Genomic DNA, 15,964 nt, shown 5'->3' with positions numbered 1-15,964 from the left:
CCGCCGGTCCGCTGCGCCGGCGCGATCCCGAGGCGATCCGCGACCGGCTCACCGGCTACCACCGGGGTCCGCGACGGGCGGGACGCCGACGACGACGGTGCCGAGTTCTGACCGACCGGGCGTGATCGGCCGACTCACCGAAGCGGATCGGCGAACTCACCGGGCCTGATCGGCGAACTCGCCGGGTGTGATCGGCAAACTCGGCGGGGAGGGACGCACAGCCGACGCACAGGTCGGCCACACGGGCCCGACAGCGGAGATCGACACGCTCGTGCCATGACCGTCGAGACCGCCCCCGCCGCACCGCCCGGGGCCCGCGCCGGCGGCCCCGTGCTGGACCTCGTCGTGCCCGTCCACAACGAGGAGGCGGCGCTGGAACCGTCGGTCCGGCGGTTGCACGCGCACCTGTCAGCCCAGCTGCCCTACCCGTTCCGCATCACGATCGCCGACAACGCGAGCACCGACGCGACCCCGCGGATCGCGCGGAGGCTCGCCGACGAGCTGGCGGGCGTCGAGGTGTTCCGAATGGCGGAGAAGGGCCGTGGCCGGGCGTTGCACGCCGTCTGGGAGTCCTCGGACGCGCAGGTCCTCGCCTACTGCGACGTCGACCTGTCGACCGATCTCGCCGCCCTGCTGCCGCTGGTCGCCCCGCTGATCAGCGGGCACTCCGACCTCGCGATCGGCACCCGGCTGGGCCGCGGGTCCCGGGTGGTCCGCGGGGCCAAGCGGGAGTTCATCTCGCGGTCCTACAACCTGCTGCTGCGCGGGGCGCTGGCCGCGCGGTTCAGCGACGCGCAGTGCGGGTTCAAGGCCATCCGCGCCGACGTGGCGCATGCGCTGCTGCCGCACGTCGAGGACGGCGGGTGGTTCTTCGACACCGAGCTACTGGTGCTGGCCGAGCGCGCCGGGCTGCGGATCCACGAGGTACCCGTCGACTGGGTCGACGACCCCGACTCCCGCGTCGACATCGTGCCCACCGCGCTCGCCGACCTGCGCGGCATCGCCCGGCTCGGACGCGCGCTCGCCACCGGGGCGCTGCCGCTGGGCGAACTGCGCGGCCAGCTCGCCCGCCCCTCGCTGGAGGTGGCCGGCGTGCCCACCGGGATGCCCGGTCAGCTGGTGCGCTTCGCCGCGATCGGCGTCGTCAGCACGGTGGCCCACCTGCTGGTCTTCCTGCTGCTGCGCGACCCCCTCGGGGCGTACGCGGCCAACCTCGTCGCCCTGCTCGTCACCGCCGTCGCGAACACCGCGGCCAACCGGCGCCTGACGTTCGGGGTCCGCGGCCGCGACGGCGCCGCTGCGCAGCAGTTCCAGGGCCTGATCGTGTTCGGTCTCGGACTCGCACTGACGACCGGCGCGCTGGCCCTGCTCTCCGCCGCCGCACCCGGTGCGAGCGCGGCCGTCGAGCTGGCGGTGCTCATCGCCGCCAACGCCCTCGCGACGCTGCTCCGCTTCGTCGCCTTCCGCACCTGGATCTTCCGCCCGAAGGAGTCCGTGTCATGACCGCCACCCTCGACCGACCCGCTCCGGCCCCTGCCGCCCCCGCCCCCGTACGGAGGCGGGCACCGCTGACGATCCTGCTCGTCGGGACGGCGGTGCTCCACATCTGGGGCCTCGACGCCAACGGCTGGGCCAACAGCTACTACGCCGCCGCCGTGCAGGCGATGTCGCAGGACTGGACGGCGTTCCTGTTCGGCTCGCTGGACTCGGCGAACGCGATCACCGTCGACAAGCCGCCCGCATCGCTGTGGGCGATGGCCCTGTCCGCGCGGATCCTCGGGTTCTCGACATGGAGCATGCTCGTGCCCCAGGCGCTGATGGGCGTCGGCACGGTCGCGCTGCTGCACGCGGCGGTACGCCGGGTGGCCGGGCCGGGCGCCGCTCTCGTCGCGGGCACCGTGATGGCGCTGACGCCCGTCGCCGTCCTGATGTTCCGCTTCAACAACCCCGACGCGCTGCTCGTGCTGCTCATGGTGGGCGCGGCGTACGCGACGGTCCGCGCGGTGGAGCGGGCCGGTACGCGCTGGTCGGTGCTCGCCGGCGTGCTGATCGGGTTCGCGTTCCTGGCCAAGATGCTGCAGGGCTTCCTGGTGCTGCCGGCGTTCGTGCTGGTCTACCTGGTGGCCGCGCCGACCGGCCTGCGCCGCCGCCTGTGGCAGCTGCTGCTGGCGGGCGTCGCTGTGGTGGTGAGCGCGGGCTGGTGGATCGCGCTCGTCGAGCTGTGGCCCGCCGACAGCCGTCCCTACATCGGCGGCTCGGAGACGAACAGCGCGCTGGAGCTCGCCCTGGGCTACAACGGGCTCGGCCGGATCCTCGGCGGCTCCGGCAACATGGGCGGCGGCATCGGTGGTGGTGGCGGCTTCGGCGGCACCGTCGGCCTGACACGGCTGTTCGGCTCGAACTTCGGCGGTCAGATCTCCTGGCTGCTGCCGGCCGCGCTCGCGCTGCTCGTCGTCGGGCTGTGGCTGACGCGCCGGGCCCCGCGCACCGACCCGCTGCGGGCGTCGCTGCTGCTGTGGGGCGGCTGGACCGTCGTCACCGGGCTGGTGTTCTCCTTCATGGAGGGCACGATCCACGAGTACTACTCGGTCGCGCTCGCCCCCGGGATCGCCGCGCTCGTCGGCGTCGGCGGGCACGCGCTGTGGCAGCAGCGGTCGACGTGGCGGGGTCGGGCCGCGCTGGCCGTCGTCACCGCCGGGACCGCGGCGTGGGCCTGGGTGCTGCTCGGCCGGTCGCCGGACTTCCTGCCCTGGCTGCGCTGGGTCGTCGTCGGGCTCGCGGTGGTGGCCGTCGCGGTGCTGCTGCTGGGACGCACGGGACGCCGGGCCGGGGTGGTCGCGGTGCTGGTCGTCGCGCTGACCGGGCTGGCCGGCCCCACGGCGTACGCGGTGCAGACGGCCGCGACCGCCCACACCGGCTCGATCGTGCTGGCCGGGCCGACCGTCGAGGGTGGGACCGGATTCCCCGGCGGCGGCTTCCCGGGAGGCTTCCCCGGCGGGGACCTCCCCGCCGGCGGGCTCCCCGGCGACGGCACCCGTCCGGACGGGGCGCCCCGGGGGACGGCGCCGACCGGCACCGTCCCCGGCGGCGGCGCGATGCGCGGCGGGACGGGCATGGGCGGCGGCCCGGGTGAGGCCGTCGAGTCCGATCCCGCGCTCGTGGCGCTCCTGCAGGACGCCGGGACGCGCTGGGCCGCGGCGACCGTCGGCGCGCAGGGCGCGGCGGGCCTGGAGCTGTCCTCGGGTACCGCGGTCATGGCGATCGGCGGGTTCACCGGCAGCGACCCCGCCCCGACGCTCACCGAGTTCCGGGGCCACGTCGCCTCGGGCGAGATCCGGTACTTCATCGGGTCCACCGACGTCGGCGGGCGCGGGAACTCCGAGATCGCCGCCTGGGTCGCCGCCACCTACACCGCGACGACCGTGGGCGGGCAGACCGTCTACGACCTCGCGGGCTGAACCGGCACGTCGGGCCGCCGCCCCCTCCGGCGGCCCGACGTGCCCCCGCCCGGCTCGCGGAGCGGGGTCGCCCTGCGTCCGGCCCACCGCGCTGCGAAGATCGCGGCGTGAACCTGGTGTGGAGCACCGCGCGCGCGGTGGCGGACGAGGCGGTCGGCACGGCGCGCGCGCTGCGCGAGCTCGGGCGGGCGGGGTTGATCGGCCCGGTGCGGCCCGACCGGCTCGCCCGCATGGCGACGGCGGCCGTGCGTTACCGGCTGAGCGTCGCGGCCGGGTACGAGGCGGGCGCGGCCCGGCACCCCGACCGGCCCGCGATCGTCGACGACGACGGCACCCTCACCTTCGGCGAGCTGCACGAGCGCACCGACCGCCTCGCGAAGGCGCTCGCCGCGAGCGGGGTCGGCGAGGGCACGCGGGTCGGCGTGCTGTGCCGCAACCACCGCGGCCCCGTCGAGATGCAGATCGCCGTGGGCAAGCTGGGCGCCGACGTCGTGCTGTTCAACACGGGCATGTCCGCCGGTCAGCGGGCCGACGTCGTCGACGAGCTCGGGGTGCACACCCTGCTCGCCGACGCCGAGTTCACCGACCTGCCCGACTCGTGCCGTGTCGTCCGCGACCTGACCGACCTGATCGCGCGCGGCGGCCCCGGCCCGCTGCCCTTCCGCCCCACCGGCGGGCACACCATCGTGCTGACGTCCGGCACGACCGGCCCGCCCAAGGGTGCCCGCCGCCCGCCGCCGCACAACCTCGCGCCCATCGCCGCCGTGCTCGGCTCCATCCCGCTGCGCGCGGGCGAGCCGGTGCACATCGCGGCGCCGCTGCTGCACACCTGGGGACACGCGGCGCTGCAGCTCGCGATGCTGCTGGGTTCCCCCGTCGTGCTGAGCGCGAAGTTCGACCCCGCCCGGTTCCTGGAGATCGCCGCGACCTGCGACGCGGTGTTCGCCGTCCCGGTGATGCTGCAGCGCGCGATGGACGAGCCCGCCGGGGGCGCCATGGCGCGGGTCGTCGCCGTCAGCGGGTCGGCGCTGCCCGCAGGTCTCGCGACGGCGTTCCTCGACCGCCACGGCGAGGTCCTCTACAACCTCTACGGCTCCACCGAGGTCTCCTGGGTCAGCATCGCCGGGCCCGGGGACCTGCGCGCGGCACCCGGCACCGCGGGCCGCGCGCCGCTGGGCACGCGGCTCGCCGTCCTCGACGAGCACGGCGACGAGGTGCCCGCCGGTACCGAGGGCCGGGTGTTCGTCGGCAACGACATGCCGTTCGAGGGCTACACGCGCGAAGGTGCCGACGTCGAGCGGTCGGGGGACCTCATGGGCACCGGCGACGTCGGGAGGGTCGACGCCGACGGGCGGCTGCACCTCACCGGCCGCGCCGACGACATGATCGTCAGCGGTGGGGAGAACGTGCACCCCGGCCCGGTGGAGGACCTGATCGTCGCGCGGGCGGAGGTGCGGGAGGCGGCCGTCGCGGGCGTCGACGACGACGAGTACGGCCAGCGGCTCGCCGCGTACGTCGTGCTGGAGCCCGGGACGTCGGTCGACGCGGACGCGGTGCGCGGCTGGGTCAGGGCGGAGCTGAGCCGGTTCGCCGTGCCCCGGGACGTGGTCTTCCTCGACGAGCTGCCGCGCAACGCGACCGGCAAGGTCGTGCACCGCGAGCTCACGGGCTGACCATCCGTTCACCCGGGCGTGTTAGGGCACCCTTACGGTACCTTCACCCGATGACGGGTTGCGAGGGTCGCTGCGCGGTCCTCGCGCGCGCCGTCGACGAGCCGCTGGCCGGCACCGCACCGCAGGCCGCGCGCTGGGTCGCCCTCGAGCACCGCGGCGCCTGGCCGCGCGACATCGCCTCCCACCCGGACCCGTCGATCTCCGGTTTCGCGGCCCGGGCCAGCGCCGCGGGCTGGCGGCCGCTGCTGATCCGCCGTCCCGGCCGCCGCGGACCCGACGGCCCCACGCGCGTGTTCCTGGCCGACACCGTGCCCGGCGCGGCCCGCACCACGGTGCTGACGATCACCGGCCCCCACGACCTCACGTCGGTGCCGCTGCCCCGGGCCGACACCCCGATCCCCGGGGAACCGGTGCGCGACCCCCTGCTGCTGGTCTGCACGCACGGCCGCCGCGACCGCTGCTGCGCCGTCGACGGGCGCGCGCTCGCCGTCGCCGTCACCACCGTCGGGGAGCCGAACGTGTGGGAGTGCAGCCACCTCGGCGGGCACCGCTTCGCCCCCACCGCGCTCGTGCTCCCCACCGGGTACCTCTACGGCCGCCTGGACGCGGCCACCGCGATCTCCGCCCGCAAGGCCGCCGCACTGGGCGAGATGGAGGCCGGGCTGAGCCGGGGCCGGTCGACGTGGTCGGCGGCCGGGCAGGTCGCCGAGCTCGCCGTGCGCGACGCCACCGGCCTGCGCGACGCCGACGCACTCACCCTTGACCCCCTCGCCCGTCCCGGCACCGTCGTGGTCTCCGGGCCCGCCGGCCGACGGTGGGCGGTGGAGGTCGCGGAGCGCCCCGGCGTCGGCCACCGCCCCGCCTCCTGCGGTGTCGCGGCCCTGCCCTACGTCGCGCTGCACGCCACCGCGGTCCTCCCGCTCCCCTGACCTCGAAGATCGGCCCGCGTCGCACTCCACGGTCCCGAACAGGGCGACACCGTGCGGACCGCGGCGATCGTGCGGCGGGGGTCGGAGTGAGGACGTAGCGTCGGGAGAGTGGGTTCAGCGACCGTCCTCGAGCACTTCGCCCTCCCCGGCGTCGACGGCCATCCGGCGGTCGTCGCGGCCGCCCGGATCGCCGCCGACCTCCTGGTCCCGCACGCCGCCACCGCCGACGACGCCGCGCACGGCGTCGACCCGGCGCACCTCGACGTCCTGGCGGAGGCCGGGCTCCTGAGCACCCGCGTCCCGGTGGCCGAGGGTGGGCACGGGGCGGACGAGTCGGTCGACGCGGCGGTGGTCGAGCAGGTCGCCGGGGCCTGCGGCGCCACCTGGTTCCTCACCACCCAGCACCGCGTCCCGCAGGCGCTGTCCCGCGGGCCCCTCCCGGGCCTCGACGGGTACCGGGCCGGGCCGGCCGCGGACCGGTACCGCGCCCGCCTGTCCGCCGCCACGACGCGGGCGGGCATCGCGATCGCGCACGTCCGCCGCCCCGGCCCGCCCGCGGTGCGCGCCGAGCCCGCCGGCACCGGGTGGACGTTCCACGGTGCCGCCGACTGGTGCACCGGGTGGGGCCTGCTCGACGTCGTCATGATCGCCGCGACGACCGCCGACGACCGCTTCGTACTCGCCCTCCTCCCGGCCCGCGAACGGCCGGGGCTGCGCGCCGGTGCGCCGCTCCCGCTCGCCGTCATGGGCGGCACCCGGACCGTCGCGTTGGAGCTGGACGGCCTGACCGTCGACGCCGACGACGTGCTGGCCGTCATCGACGCCGTGGCCTGGCGCGCCCACGACGCCGCCCGCACCGCGAACGCGACGCCCGCCTCCTTCGGTCTCCTGCGCGCGATGCTGGTGGCGCTCGCCGACCTGGGCGCATCCCGGCCGGAAGCCCTCGACGCCGCGCTGGACCTGGCCCCGCGGGCCGCCGCACTGCGCCGCGAGGCCTACGGGTCGACGGCCCCGGTGGCCGAGCGGACGGCGGTGCGCGCGGCCGTCACCGAGTTGGTGGTGCGGGGCGCGCACACCCTCGTCGCGGCGCGGTCCGGGAGCGCGCTCCTGCGCACCAGCCCGGAGCAACGCTGGGCCCGCGAGGCGGCGTTCCACCTGATCCAGGCCCAGACCGCGGGGGTGCGGGTCGCGCAGCTCCGCGCGTTCACCGGCCGGGCATGATCGGCGCCATGACCGTCGAACCGCCGCTGCGCCCGCCCGCGCACCAGGTGAGCCCGCGGGCCGTGCGCTGGTGGCAGCTGCGGGCGCTCCTGTGGCTGGTGGCGCTCGGCGGGCCCCAGCTCGTCCTCCTGCTGACGACGGGCGCACCCGCCTGGGCGTACCCGCTCGCGGCCACCGTCGCCGTCGTCCTCGTCTACGTGCTCGTCGTCCCGCGCATCCTGTTCCGCATCCACCGGTGGGAGATCACCGACGAGGCCGTCTACACGTTGTCGGGCTGGCTCGTGCGGGAGTGGCGGATCGCGCCGATCTCGCGCGTGCAGACCGTCGACACCCAGCACGGGCCGCTCCAGCAGCTCCTGAAGCTGGCCACCGTCACCGTGACGACGGCCTCGGCCCGCGGCGCCGTGAAGATCGCCGGGCTCGACGCGCGGGAGGCCGCCGAGCTGGCCCGCACCCTGACCGAGACGACGCAGGCCACCCCGGGCGACGCGACGTGACCGCCGTCGACCAGGTCGTCGGCGAGCAGCCGTGGCGCCGGCTCGATCCGCGGATGCTCGTCGTCGGCCCGCTGGGCAGCCTCGGGCGACTGGTCCCGCTGGTGCTGATCCTGCTGGTCACCGGCGGCACCGGCGACCCGGTCCGGCTCTGGATCGCCGCCGTCGCGGCCGGGGTCGTGGTGCTGGCCGGGATCGTCCGCTGGCGCACGACGCGGTACCGGATCACGGCGGACCGCGTGGAGCTGCACACCGGGTGGCTGCGCCGCCAGCGCCGCTCGGTTCCGCGCGACCGCATCCGCTCCGTCGACCTCACCGCCCGGCTGCTGCACCGCGCGTTCGGGCTGTCGGTGGTGCAGGTGGGGGCGGCGTCGGGATCGCCGCTGGAGTCGGCCGGGCTGAGCCTCGACGCCGTCAGCAGGGCCGAGGCCGATCTCCTGCGCCGCGAGCTGCTGGACCGGTCCGGGCCCGCCGCCGTCGCGGCGCAGGAGGCCGCGCCGGGTGAGCTGCTCGCCCGCCTCGACTGGTCCTGGCTGCGCTTCGCCCCGCTCACGTTCTCCTCGATCGCCGGCATCGGCGCGATCGGTGCGACCCTGTTCAACCTGGTCGACGACCTGGGCGTCGACCCCCGCGACATCGGCGCCGTCGACGACGCCGCGGGCCGCTTCGCGAGCGCCCCGATCTGGCTGGGCGTGCTCGTCGTCGTGGGGGTGCTGCTGGTGCTGGCCGTCGTCGGGTCGGTGCTCCTCTACGCCGAGCGCTGGTACGGCTACCGCCTCACCCGCGAGGCCGACGGCACCCTGCGCGTGAAGCGGGGCCTGCTGACGCAGCGCTCGCTGTCGGTGGCCGAGCAGCGGCTGCGCGGGGCCGAGATCAGCGAGCCCGTCCTGCTGCGGTTCGGACGCGGCGCGCAGTGCCGGGCCCTGTCGACGGGGCTCTCGCGCGACGCGCAGGGCGGCGCGCTGCAGCCCCCGGCCCCCCGCGCGGAGGCGCACCGCGTCGCGTCCGCCACGTTGCGCGCGCACCCCGCGGAGATCACCGGGGCCGCGCTGCGCACCCACCCGGCCGCGGCCCGGACCCGCCGCCTCACCCGCACCCTCGTGCCCGCCGTGGTGGTGTGCGCCGCCGCCTTCCTGCTCGGGCCCGGCTGGGCGGGGCCGACGTCGCTGCTGCTGCTCCCCGTCGCCGTGCTGCTGGGCCTCGACCGCTACGCCCAGCTCGGGCACCAGCTCACCGCGCGCTACCTCGTCGCCCGGCAGGGCTCGCTGGTGCGCACCACCGTCGCGCTGCAGCGCGACGGTGTGATCGGCTGGACGGTGCGGCAGAGCGTGTTCCAGCGCCGGGCCGGGGTGGTCACGGTCGAGGCGGTGACGGCGGCCGGGCAGGGCGGCTACACCGTCCTCGACGTCGCTGCGGCCGACGGCGTGGCCCTCGCCGACGCCGCCGTCCCCGGCCTGATCACCCCGTTCCTGCGCCGGTGACGGCGGCGGCCCGCGCCGCGTCGACGACCCGCCCACGTCGCGTACGGTGACGGCGCCCGCCCGGACCCGCGCACGGAGGACACCCGATGTCCCGCATCCTGATCGTCGCCCGCGGCGGGGACACGACCCCGCTGGTCATCGGCACGGAGCTCGTCCGGCGCGGCCACGACGTGCGCGTGCTCGACCACGCCGATCGGTACGCCGCGGTGAACGGTGCCGGCCTCGGGTTCGCGGCGTACGCCCACGCCGCCGCCCTGTCCCCGGCCGCGGACATCCCGGAGAACCGGTTCCTGGCCGCCCGGGTCGCGCTGGCGCTGGATCCGGGGGCCGGGGTCGACGTCCGCGCCGAGCTCGCGCGGCGCCGCCCGGACGTCGTGCTCGTCGACGCCACCTGCCTCGCCGCCGTGCGGGAGGCGGAGCGCTCCGGGATCCCGACCGCGGTGCTGGTGCCGACGCTGTACCGGTTCCTCGCCGAGCGCTGGGCAACCGGGCCACTCGGGCTCGCCTCCCGGTTGCGGCGGCTGCGGCCCGCGACGCTGTGGGGCCGGGCAGCGCGGGTGCTCGTGGCCACCGACCCCGACCTGGACGGCCCGCTGCCCGCCGGCGCGGTGCACACCGGCGCCGTCACCGGGCGGCTGCGGCCGCCGGCCCGGGAACCCGACGCGCTCGTCGCCGTCGACCTCGGCACCGGCGCCTACCCGGGGCGGACCGAGCTGCTGCAGCGGGTGCTCGACGCGCTCGACGGCCTGGACGGCACCGCGGTCGTGGGCATCGGCGACGGGGTGGACGGCGAGGTGCTGCGGGTGCCCGACGGCGTGCGGCTCCACCGCAGGCTCGACCACGCCGACGTGCTCTCCCGCGCCCACCTGCTGATCGGCCACGGCGGGCACGCCACGACCGTGCGTGCGCTCGCCAACGACCTGCCGGTCCTCGTCCTGCCTGGGCATCCCCAGCTGGTGCACCCGATGATCGGGGCGGCCGTCGAGGCGTCGGGGGCGGGGCGGGCCCTGTCGCCGGGCAGCCCGCCGGCGGAGATCGCCGCGGCGGTCACCGCGCTGCTCGGGGACGGGCCACACCGGGGTGCCGCGGCCGCCGTCGGGGCCCGGATCCGGTCCCGCGACGGCGCCGGTGCGGCCGCCGACGAGCTGGAGTCCCTGGTCCGGACGTAGCGCGGCGCCGGTCGGGGATCCCGACCGGCGCCGCGTCAGCGGGAGCTACTTCCCGGGGCCGTGCCAGTCCTTGCCGCCGCCGTGCTCCCCGCCACCGTGCTCCCCGCCACCGTGCTCCCCGCCACCGTGCTCCCCGCCACCGTGACCGCCGTCGTCGTCCTCACCGGGCACGCCGGGCGGGAGCGCGCCGGGCAGGCACAGGCCGGTCGGGTCGCTGGAGGCCCCGATGTTCAGCAGCCACATGTTGGCAGTACCGGCGGTACCGCCACCGGTCGAGGCGTCGCTGCAGTCGAGCTGCCGGCTGCCGAGCACCGCGTTCTTGGCGACGACGACGCCGTCGGTGTCGCCGAGCAGGCGGATGCCGAAGCCGTTGGCCGCGCCCTCGCCCCGGCTGTCGAAGACCCCGTTGAAGCGGATCGTCACGGTGTCGTCGTGCGGTCCCGAGACGCCGATGCCGACGTCGCGGCCGGTGACCAGGTTGGCCTCGACCAGCACGTCGGTGTTGGGGGCGCCGAACGCCGAGATGACGCCGATCCCGACGCCCCTGCCGCCGATGATCTTGTTGCCCCGCACCACGGGTCCGTCGGAGTTGCCGCCGAGCAGGATCCCGGTGCCGGACGGCAGAGCGGCGGACTTGGTCGCCCGGTTGAACTCGATCCGGACGCCGGAGGACTGGTTGACCACCGCGAGGGTGGCGTCGTCGACGCTCTCGTTGTCGCGGAACACCAGCCCGGTCGAGCGCGGGTTGTCGCCGATCGTGTTGAACGCGGCCACGCCGTGGTTGCGGAACAGGTTGTCCGACACCAGCACGTCGTTCGCGGCGCCGGAGGTGTTGAACACGCCCTGCCCGCCCTCGCCGCCGCCCCGGTTGTTGCCGTCGAACAGGTTGCGCTGGATCAGCGTCGGCTCGGAGCCGTTGGAGTTGAAGTTGATCCCGTTGACGTTGTCGGCGAACACGTTGTTGACGATCGTGTGCCCGGCGCCGCGCTGGAACGCGTCGATGCCGTTGCCGTCGCTGCCGCGGAGCGTGAACCCATCGATGGTCACGCCGTCGACACCACCGGCGACGGTGAACGCGCCGCTCGCCGAACTCACGATCGACTCGACCGCGTCGTCGGTACGCCCGGTCCGGGCGTCGACGCCGTGCTGGGCGCCGAGGAAGGTCAGCGACTTGTCGACGTCGACGTCCTCGTCGTACTCACCGGCGCAGACGTAGACGGTGTCGCCCGCCGCCGCCGCGTCGACGGCGTCGCCGATCATCGCGAACGCGGGGTCGGGGCACGTCGACGAGTCCTCGCCGACGATCAGTGCGCCCGCGGGCGCCGGGACCGGCGGCGCGGCCGATGCAGCGGTGGCCGTCACCACCCCGACGCCGAGCAGGCCTGCGGTGGCGAGGACCGCGAGCGCCTTCTTCCGATGGACGAGAAGTGCCGACATCACGAACCCCAATGGCATCGAGTATGAGCGCGATCACGTACTGCAGTCCCTAACGTGCCGATCGGCCCAGGGGTGTGGTCGTTTCGCGTCGTTCTCGTTCCGTTCGTGACCGAACGTGTTCGTTCTGCGGCCCTCGGCGTCAGCGCCTGCGGCGCGTCCCGAACATCCCGCGGGTGATCTCTCGTCCCAGCGCGCTGGCCGCGGAGCGCAGGAACGACTTCACGACCGGCGAACCGAACGCCTTCTCCACGAACCCCGGCTCCTCGCGCTCGCGACGCTCCTCGCGGGCGGGCGGCGCGTCGGCCGGGGCGGGGGGCGGCGGCACCTCGGCGATCTTCGCCGTCAACTTCTCGTAGGCCGACTCGCGGTCGACGGTCGTGCCGTACTTCCCGAACAGGGGCGACGCCGTGGCCGCGGCGGTGACTGCGTCCTCCCCGATCGCCGCCATCAGCGACCGCGGGGCCCGCATCCGGGACCACGCGACGGGGGTCGGCGCCCCGCGCTCGGAGAGCACCGTGACGATCGCCTCGCCGGTGCCGAGAGAGGTGAGCGCCTCCTCCATGTCGTAGTGCTTCGTGTTCGGGTAGGTCTTGACGGTCTTGCGCAGCGCCGTCTGGTCCTCGGGGGTGAACGCGCGCAGGGCGTGCTGGATGCGCGCACCGAGCTGGCTGAGGACGTTGTTGGGCACGTCGGTGGGCAGCTGGGTGCAGAAGAAGACGCCGACGCCCTTGGACCGGATGAGCTTCACGGTCTGCTCGATGCGCTCCAGGAACGCCTTCGACGCGTCGTTGAACAGCAGGTGCGCCTCGTCGAAGAAGAAGACGAGCTTGGGCTTGTCGAGGTCGCCCGCCTCGGGCAGCTCCTCGTAGAGCTCGGCGAGCAGCCACATGAGGAATGTGGAGAACAGGCGCGGGTTGGCGGCCTGGTCGGCCAGCTCCAGCAGCGTGACGACACCCTTGCCCTCGACCAGGCGGATCAGGTCGGACGGCTCGAACTCGGGCTCGCCGAAGAAGTCCTCGCCGCCCGCGGCCTCCAGGTTGACCAGTGCGCGCAGGATGACCCCGGCCGTGGCGGATGAGACGCCGCCGATGCCCTTGAGGTCGGCCTTGCCCTCGTCGCTGGTGAGGTGCTGGATGACCGCACGCAGGTCCTTGGTGTCGAGCAGCGGCAGGCCCTGCTTGTCGGCCCAGTGGAAGATCAGGCCGAGCGTCGACTCCTGCGTGTCGTTGAGGTCGAGCACCTTGCTCAGCAGGATCGGGCCGAACTGCGTGATCGTCGCCCGGATCGGCACCGCGGAGCTCGTGCCACCCAGTGACAGGAACTCCACGGGGTACGCGGTGGGCGTCCAGTCGTCGCCGGTGTCCCGCGCCCGCGCGTCGATCTTCGGGCCGGGCTCGCCGGGCCGCGACAGCCCGGACAGGTCGCCCTTGACGTCGGCCAGCAGCACCGGGACGCCGGCGTTCGAGAGCTGCTCGGCCAGGCCCTGCAGCGTCTTCGTCTTGCCGGTTCCGGTGGCGCCCGCGACGAGCCCGTGCCGGTTCAGGGTGGCGAACGGGATGCGCACCCGCGCCGTCGGGTCCACGACGCCGTCGACCAGGACGGCCCCCAGTTCCAGCGCCGCCCCCTCGGTGGCGTAGCCGGACGCGATCTCCTGTGCTGCGGTGTTGTCCCCCACGGCGCGCACCCTATCGCCCGATCATGTCCGCCACCGACGCGCCGCACGGGAACCCGGCCGTGCCGCCGACCAGCGCCTACGCTGGCGGGGTGAACGACCGTCTGGTGTGGATCGACTGCGAGATGACCGGCCTCGACCTGCAGAGCGACGCTCTGATCGAGATCGCCTGCCTGGTCACCGACGGTGACCTGAACGTGCTCGGCGAGGGGGTGGACGTCGTCATCCACGCCGACGAGTCCGCGCTCGCCGCGATGCCCGACGTGGTCCGCGACATGCACGCGCACTCCGGCCTCACCGAGGAGGTCCGCCGCTCCGCGGTGACGCTGCGCGAGGCCGAGGAGCAGGTGCTCGCCTACGTCAGGGAGCACGTCCCCGACGTCCGCACCGCCCCGCTCGCCGGCAACTCCATCGGCACCGACCGCGGCTTCATCGGCCGCGACATGCCCGAGCTCGACGCCCACCTGCACTACCGCATGGTCGACGTCAGCTCGATCAAGGAGCTGTGCCGCCGCTGGTTCCCGCGGGTGTTCTACGCGAAGCCGGAGAAGGGCCTCGCCCACCGCGCACTCGCCGACATCGAGGAGTCGATCCGCGAGCTCGCCTACTACCGCGGCACGCTGTTCGTCGCCCAGCCCGGCCCGAGCACCGAGCAGGCTCAGGCCGTGGCCGCAGCGCTCGCACCCCGGGGTTAACGGCTCGCGGGGTCACGTTAAGCTGGAGCGGTTCCCGGCTCCGGCCGGTGCGCATGGTGGGTGTAGCTCAGCTGGTAGAGCACCTGGTTGTGGTCCAGGGGGCCGCGGGTTCAAGTCCCGTCACTCACCCCATGCCGCCTCGTCGCAGTGCGACGACCGCGTTCATCGCGGGTGTGCGGCCATCCAGTCGTCGCGCAGCACGAACTTCTGGATCTTGCCCGACGCCGTCTGCGGGAACCCGTCGACGACCTGCCAGACGCGCGGAACCTTGTAGGACGCCAACGCGGTGCGGCACAACGCCTCCAGTTCGGTCACGTCGATCCCGCGACCGTCGCGCGGCTGGACGAACGCGGCGACGATCTCGCCCCAGTGCTCGTCGGGCAGGCCGACCACCGCGGCGTGCGCCACGGCGCCGTGCCCGTACAGCACGTCCTCGACCTCGCGCGGGTAGATGTTCTCCCCACCGCGGATGATCAGGTCCGTGATCCGCCCGCTGAGGCGCAGGTAGCCGTGCTCGTCCAGCGAGCCGACGTCGCCGGTGTGCAGCCACCCGTCGCCGTCGATCGCGGCTGCCGTGGCGGTGTCGTCGTCGAAGTACTCCAGCATCACACACCGGCCGCGGGTGCAGATCTCGCCGGATCCCCCGACCGGGACCGCCTCCCCGGTGCCGGGATCGACGACCCGCACCTCCACCCCCGGCAGCGGCCGCCCGACGGTCTCGGACCACGCGGGATGCGGGTCGTCGGGCACGGTGTGGGTGATGTAGGGCGACGCCTCGGTCTGCCCGAACCCGATGCCCACCGCCACCCCCAGCTCACGCTCCGCCCGCCGGACCAGCTCGGTGGGGACCGGTGCACCGCCCAGCGTCGCGAGGCGCCACGCGCCGATGCCGCGGGGCCGCGCCGCCTGGGCGTCGAGCATGCGGATGAGCATCGTGGGCACCGACAGCAGCACCGTGCCGCGGTGCCGTTCGAACAGGTCGAGCATCAGGTCGGCGTCGAAGCCGGGCGGGAGCACGTGACAGCCGCCCGTCTGCAGCGCCCCCAGCGTCACGAGGCCGCATCCCGCGGTGTGGAACAGCGGCATCGGGTTGACCCAGACGTCGCCCGGCCCCGCCCCGATCGTCTCGGCGTAGACGCGGCCGTTGAGGGCCAGCCCGCCGTGCGACAGCAACGCGCCCTTGGGGAACCCGGTGGTGCCGGACGTGTACTGGATCTGGGCGGGCTCCCGCGGGTCGACCGACGGCAGGTCGGCCGGCCCGGCGGCTCCCAGGAAGTCCGGCCAGTCGTCGAGGGAGACGACCGTGTGCAGCGTCGGCAGGTCGGCGGCCACGCCGAGCGCGACGGCCAGCAGGTCGCGCGAGCGCACCGTCGGCTCGACGAACAGCCCGTGCGCCCGCGACTGCCGCAGCACGTAGGCGACCTCGCTGTCGCGGTAGGCCGGGTTGACGGTGACGAGCACGATCCCGGCGAGCGCCGCGCCCATCTGCAGCAGGACCCACTCGGGCCGGTTGGTCGCCCACACCGCGACGCGGTCACCCGGGGAGAACGACGTGAGCAGGGCCCGGGCCACGCGGGTGGACGCGTCGGCGAGGTCGGCGTAGGTCCAACGGCGGGGCTCCCGCCCGTCCGCCCGCCCCTCGACCAGGGCGGGGGCGGCGGGATCGCGGCGGGCGGCCGCATCGAGAGCCGCGCCGATCGTGGTCGGCTCCGGGACGTCCATCCCGTCAGTCAAC

12 protein-coding genes and 1 tRNA gene are annotated in these 15,964 nt (G+C 75.1%); 10 read left to right on the top strand and 3 right to left on the bottom strand.

The features are described 5' to 3' along the window. Window positions 1–276 precede the first annotated feature (276 nt). From I4I81_RS30595 to I4I81_RS30560, 8 genes are all read left to right on the top strand, one after another. Window positions 277–1,503: a bifunctional glycosyltransferase family 2/GtrA family protein gene (locus tag I4I81_RS30595; RefSeq protein ID WP_218606318.1), complete on the top strand. Its 1,227-nt coding sequence runs from the start codon at window positions 277–279 to the stop codon at window positions 1,501–1,503. Beyond that, window positions 1,500–3,458: an ArnT family glycosyltransferase gene (locus I4I81_RS30590; RefSeq protein ID WP_218616496.1), complete on the top strand. Its 1,959-nt coding sequence runs from the start codon at window positions 1,500–1,502 to the stop codon at window positions 3,456–3,458. Before I4I81_RS30595 ends, I4I81_RS30590 begins: the two co-directional genes overlap by 4 nt. 107 nt (window positions 3,459–3,565) lie before the next feature. Continuing rightward, the gene (locus I4I81_RS30585) at window positions 3,566–5,131 is read left to right on the top strand and encodes an AMP-binding protein (protein WP_226363649.1); all 1,566 of its coding nucleotides are present in this window, start codon (window positions 3,566–3,568) and stop codon (window positions 5,129–5,131) included. Between the two features lie 50 nt (window positions 5,132–5,181). Beyond that, the gene (locus tag I4I81_RS30580) at window positions 5,182–6,060 is read left to right on the top strand and encodes a ferredoxin family protein (protein ID WP_218605366.1); all 879 of its coding nucleotides are present in this window, start codon (window positions 5,182–5,184) and stop codon (window positions 6,058–6,060) included. A gap of 108 nt (window positions 6,061–6,168) precedes the next feature. Beyond that, on the top strand, window positions 6,169–7,281 hold the full coding sequence (locus tag I4I81_RS30575) for an acyl-CoA dehydrogenase family protein (RefSeq protein ID WP_218605365.1): 1,113 nt from the start codon (window positions 6,169–6,171) through the stop codon (window positions 7,279–7,281). An 8-nt stretch (window positions 7,282–7,289) separates the two neighbouring features. Beyond that, window positions 7,290–7,778 carry a PH domain-containing protein gene (locus tag I4I81_RS30570; RefSeq protein WP_225924738.1) on the top strand — a complete coding sequence of 163 codons (489 nt, stop codon included), beginning with the start codon at window positions 7,290–7,292 and terminating at the stop codon, window positions 7,776–7,778. Further along, window positions 7,775–9,256 carry a PH domain-containing protein gene (locus tag I4I81_RS30565; RefSeq protein ID WP_218605363.1) on the top strand — a complete coding sequence of 494 codons (1,482 nt, stop codon included), beginning with the start codon at window positions 7,775–7,777 and terminating at the stop codon, window positions 9,254–9,256. Before I4I81_RS30570 ends, I4I81_RS30565 begins: the two co-directional genes overlap by 4 nt. Window positions 9,257–9,342: 86 nt before the next feature. After that, window positions 9,343–10,425 carry a glycosyltransferase gene (locus tag I4I81_RS30560; RefSeq protein WP_218605362.1) on the top strand — a complete coding sequence of 361 codons (1,083 nt, stop codon included), beginning with the start codon at window positions 9,343–9,345 and terminating at the stop codon, window positions 10,423–10,425. Window positions 10,426–10,470: 45 nt separating this feature from the next. Here the strand turns inward: I4I81_RS30560 and I4I81_RS30555 are convergent, their stop codons facing one another. Then, window positions 10,471–11,862: a right-handed parallel beta-helix repeat-containing protein gene (locus I4I81_RS30555; protein ID WP_225926471.1), complete on the bottom strand. Its 1,392-nt coding sequence runs from the start codon at window positions 11,860–11,862 to the stop codon at window positions 10,471–10,473. Between the two features lie 139 nt (window positions 11,863–12,001). Further along, entirely contained in the window at window positions 12,002–13,537 is a 1,536-nt protein-coding gene (locus I4I81_RS30550; protein ID WP_218605760.1) for a helicase HerA-like domain-containing protein, read from the bottom strand. An 89-nt stretch (window positions 13,538–13,626) separates the two neighbouring features. Here I4I81_RS30550 and orn point away from each other — a divergent pair, with 89 nt between their 5' ends. Further along, on the top strand, window positions 13,627–14,229 hold the full coding sequence (orn, locus tag I4I81_RS30545) for an oligoribonuclease (RefSeq protein ID WP_218605759.1): 603 nt from the start codon (window positions 13,627–13,629) through the stop codon (window positions 14,227–14,229). A 56-nt stretch (window positions 14,230–14,285) separates the two neighbouring features. Then, window positions 14,286–14,361 (top strand) — tRNA-His (locus I4I81_RS30540). A gap of 30 nt (window positions 14,362–14,391) precedes the next feature. Here the strand turns inward: I4I81_RS30540 and I4I81_RS30535 are convergent. Next, complete coding sequence (locus I4I81_RS30535; RefSeq protein WP_218616494.1) at window positions 14,392–15,951, bottom strand: AMP-binding protein; 1,560 nt, start codon at window positions 15,949–15,951, stop codon at window positions 14,392–14,394. Window positions 15,952–15,964 lie beyond the last annotated feature (13 nt).

The organism is Pseudonocardia abyssalis (genome assembly GCF_019263705.2).
Classification (GTDB): Bacteria; Actinomycetota; Actinomycetes; order Mycobacteriales; family Pseudonocardiaceae; genus Pseudonocardia; species Pseudonocardia abyssalis.
This window is presented reverse-complemented; position numbering and strand designations above follow the sequence as displayed.

Bases quoted from the DNA above. Each gene is read 5' to 3' on its own strand.
- I4I81_RS30560 (WP_218605362.1), top strand. From the start codon at position 9,343: ATGTCCCGCATCCTGATCGTCGCCCGCGGCGGGGACACGACCCCGCTG.
- I4I81_RS30555 (WP_225926471.1), bottom strand. From the start codon at position 11,862: ATGTCGGCACTTCTCGTCCATCGGAAGAAGGCGCTCGCGGTCCTCGCC.
- I4I81_RS30580 (WP_218605366.1), top strand. From the start codon at position 5,182: ATGACGGGTTGCGAGGGTCGCTGCGCGGTCCTCGCGCGCGCCGTCGAC.
- I4I81_RS30590 (WP_218616496.1), top strand. From the start codon at position 1,500: ATGACCGCCACCCTCGACCGACCCGCTCCGGCCCCTGCCGCCCCCGCC.
- I4I81_RS30595 (WP_218606318.1), top strand. From the start codon at position 277: ATGACCGTCGAGACCGCCCCCGCCGCACCGCCCGGGGCCCGCGCCGGC.
- I4I81_RS30570 (WP_225924738.1), top strand. From the start codon at position 7,290: ATGACCGTCGAACCGCCGCTGCGCCCGCCCGCGCACCAGGTGAGCCCG.
- I4I81_RS30535 (WP_218616494.1), bottom strand. From the start codon at position 15,951: ATGGACGTCCCGGAGCCGACCACGATCGGCGCGGCTCTCGATGCGGCC.